A 3,558-nucleotide genomic window follows, 5' to 3' on the forward strand; every position below is an offset into this window, starting at 1 on the left:
TTTCTAACAGCATTTCTCATGGTTCTACCATAATATCTGTTACGTAGTCTTCTTGTCTGATCTTGTCTGATTCTCTTTAGAGATGATTTGTGATTTGCCATTTTTGACTAACCTTTATAATTTAGTTCTTAATTAATTGTAGCCCGTAGGAGAGTCGAACTCCTCTTTCCAGGATGAAAACCTGGCGTCCTAACCGATAGACGAACGGGCCATTTTTATTTTTCAGCTTTCGCTAGAATGCATCGTTTTTTCTCGATTGCGTTGCAAATGTATGGTATATTTTTTAAATCGCAAAATTTTATTCTTAAAAAGTTGGTTGTTTTCTTGACTTTTAAATTTATATTTCTGTAAATATATTATTATTAGATACTTACAAGAGTGTGTTTAAATGTTAAATTTGTGAGATGCTAAGTATGATGTGTTCAGAATATTATTTTAAAAGAAAGGTATGCTGCTGTTTCAGTATAAATGCTATACATTCGTATTGGTGTAATATAATGATTGGTAGTGATGGAAGAAAAGACATTGGGAGTTGTTTTGAAAGTCATTAAATATAATGATACGACAAATATTGTAGATTTATATACAGAGTGCCTAGGTAGGTGTTCTGTAGCTGTGAATATACCAAAATCTTCTAAGGCCAGGGTAAAAAGTAACTTGTTTCAGCCTTTAGCTATTCTTGATTTAAATCTTAGTAGAAGTAAGAAAGGTGGTCTTTATAGAGTTAAAGATGCCAAACCTCATTTGGCTTTTCAATCAATTCCTTATAATCCTTATAAATCTGCTATTGCCTTTTTTATAGCTGAGTTCATCTATTATGCAGTTAAAGAAGAAGGGGAGAGTGGATCCCTATTTTCTTATTTGATGAATTCTATACAGTGGCTAGATGAATCTCAAAATTCATATGCTAATTTCCATTTAGTCTTTATGATGCGTCTTTCTCTCTTTTTAGGCTTATACCCCAATATTGATAATTATACAGAGGGTGATTATTTTGATCTTCTAAATGCGAGTTTTATTTCATACAAGCCTACTCTTCACAATAATTACCTTGAGCCATTAGGGGCATCCCATATCGTTCAGTTGATGCGTATGAACTATGAAACAATGTATCTTTTTAAGTTAAATAGGCATGATAGAAATGAAATCTTAGATGTTTTAAGTGACTTTTATAAGATTCACATCCCTAATTTTCCTGAGCTAAAATCGCTGGATGTATTAAAAGAATTGTTTGATTAACTAGTAGTTTGCTCCTATTACTATACTTGTTCTTTATAGGTGTATAATTAAATAGAAACTGGATGGAATTTAAGTATTTCTTTCAATACCCTATTTTTTGGTGTAAAGTGCTGTTTAATATGGAGTAATAGAATGGTATGACTAAGTCATGTTTTTGTCATGACACCGACATGATGTTACTTTGACACCGATATGTAATCGGTATGTCGGTGTTATAATAGAGTGATTTTTAAAATCATATTTTTTAAGGCTTCGTTCTTAATTTAAGTTGGTTCTATAATCTTCAACAATAAAATTCTTTCAATATTGTAGGGCAGAAAGCTTTTTCGTTATTGAGTATTACCAGTAAAATAAAAAAGGAGGTTACCTAAGTATATTAGATAACCTCCTTCTTTAAAATATCGGAAATAACTATTCAGCTAGTAATTCTCTTACTTTTGTTGAAATTGCTTTGCCATCAGCTTTTCCTGCTAACTCTTGAGTGGCTAGCCCCATTACTTTACCCATATCTTTCATTGAAGAAGCACCCACTTTTTCTACAATAGCTTTTATTCTAGCAGAAAGTTCTTCATCAGATAATTGTTTAGGTAAGTATTTCTCAAGCACTTCTACTTGAGCTAATTCTTCATCAGCCAAGTCTTGTCTCTTTTGTTCTGCGTAGATAGTTGCAGAGTCTTTACCTTGTTTTACAAGTTTCTGAATGATTTTTATTGCATCAGTGTCTGATAACTCATTATGTGCTCCTGGTGCAGTTTTTGCTTCTAAGAAGTATTTTTTAATAGTACGGAGTACTTGAAGTGTAACTTTATCTTTGGCTTTCATAGCCTGTTTTAGATCTTCATTGATCTGTTCAAAAAAACTCATAACTGTTTATTTAAAATTTAATTACTTTATCCTCAGGATTATTATCTTCTGATTTGGTTAATCTAGGTCCTCCCTGAGATGTAATGTTCGAAATAATGTTCAATTTACTTTTTGTCCTTTCGTATGTCGGAGTTTCTTCTACTTCGGCAATCACATTATCATTATCTAAATCTTCTGAAGTGAAAAGGTAGATGTGATTTTGTCTTTTAGAGGAACGATTTCTTAGGTTTATAGCATTTTCTCCGTAAGCAGCTTTTATTCTGTGTATAATGATTTCTCTTTTCTTTTCTTCTTCTATCATTATAGTATCTTCCTCTTCTTTGGTGCGCTGCTCACGACGTTCACTCATTCCTGGGACATCTTCAACACCAAATCCTGTAGCGAGGATAGTTACTTTTACATCCTTTCCAAGCTCTTTTTCTATTGTCATACCCCAGATAACCTCTACTTCATCTCTAAATTTGCTCATAAAGTCATGAACTTCATTAATTTCATCCATCATAACATCCTCTGAGCAATAAATATTAAGCATGACTTTCTTCGCGTTGAAGATATCATTATTGTTAAGTAGAGGGGAGTTTAGTGCATTCTTAATAGCTTTTGAAAGTCTATTCTCTTCTTTACCAATCCCTGTGCTCATGATAGCAACACCTCCATCTTTTAAGATTGTGTTAACATCAGCAAAGTCTAGGTTAATTTTACCTTTCTTAGTAATTAACTCTGCAATACTTTTTGCAGCAATGGAAAGAGTATCGTCTGCTTTTGCAAAGGCATTCATTAACGTTAGGTCGGAGTGTATTTCTCTTAAACGTTCGTTGTTGATAACCAGTAATGCATCAACGCTTTGAGCTAACTTTTCAACGCCGTCTAGTGCTTGAATAATTTTCTTTTCACCTTCAAATAAGAAAGGAATTGTGACAATACCAACAGTAAGGATGCCCATATCTTTGGCAGTTCTTGCTATTATAGGAGCTGCACCTGTTCCTGTACCACCTCCCATACCAGCAGTGATAAACACCATTTTCGTACCATCATTGAGTATTTTCTCTATTTCATCTAGGCTTTCCTCGGCAGCTTCTTTGGCTCTGTCTGGTTTATTACCTGCACCAAGTCCATAAGTTGTTTCCTTACCCAATTGTATTTTGACAGGTACTGGTGATTCAAGTAGGGCTTGATTATCAGTATTGCATAATACAAAGGACACATCGTGAATACCTTCTGTAAACATGTGGCTAACGGCATTACCGCCACCACCACCAACACCTATCACCTTTATAATTTTTGGTGAATTGGTTGGGATATCAAAATTCTTTAAATCCATTATGTCAGTGTATGTTGTATCCATAGTACATTAGTCGTTTTTAATCTCGTCGTTTTCGTTAAAGATATTCTTCTGAACTTCTTCAAATTTTTTGATGAGCGAAGATGTCCAAGATTTTTTATTTTTCTTTTTCC

4 protein-coding genes and 1 tRNA gene are annotated in these 3,558 nt (G+C 33.4%); 1 reads left to right on the plus strand and 4 read right to left on the minus strand.

What is annotated here, in order from left to right:
* Together rpsT and K8V80_RS02845 are read right to left on the minus strand one after the other, a co-directional pair.
* Positions 1–101, minus strand: a 101-nt coding sequence (rpsT, locus tag K8V80_RS02840) for a 30S ribosomal protein S20 (protein ID WP_276775332.1), incomplete at its 3' end; no start/stop codon positions are given.
* A 38-nt stretch (positions 102–139) separates the two neighbouring features.
* Positions 140–211, minus strand: a tRNA-Glu gene (locus K8V80_RS02845).
* Positions 212–510: 299 nt separating this feature from the next.
* Between K8V80_RS02845 and recO the strand changes: the two genes are divergently transcribed.
* Entirely contained in the window at positions 511–1,239 is a 729-nt protein-coding gene (recO, locus tag K8V80_RS02850) for a DNA repair protein RecO (RefSeq protein WP_006743644.1), read from the plus strand.
* A 411-nt stretch (positions 1,240–1,650) separates the two neighbouring features.
* Here the strand turns inward: recO and K8V80_RS02855 are convergent, their stop codons facing one another.
* Together K8V80_RS02855 and ftsZ are read right to left on the minus strand one after the other, a co-directional pair.
* Entirely contained in the window at positions 1,651–2,103 is a 453-nt protein-coding gene (locus tag K8V80_RS02855; RefSeq protein ID WP_006743643.1) for a GatB/YqeY domain-containing protein, read from the minus strand.
* A gap of 10 nt (positions 2,104–2,113) precedes the next feature.
* The gene (ftsZ, locus tag K8V80_RS02860) at positions 2,114–3,427 is read right to left on the minus strand and encodes a cell division protein FtsZ (RefSeq protein ID WP_050807913.1); all 1,314 of its coding nucleotides are present in this window, start codon (positions 3,425–3,427) and stop codon (positions 2,114–2,116) included.
* Positions 3,428–3,558 lie beyond the last annotated feature (131 nt).

It is taken from the genome of Bacteroides coprosuis (genome assembly GCF_020741705.1).
Taxonomy (GTDB): Bacteria; Bacteroidota; Bacteroidia; order Bacteroidales; family Bacteroidaceae; genus Bacteroides_E; species Bacteroides_E coprosuis.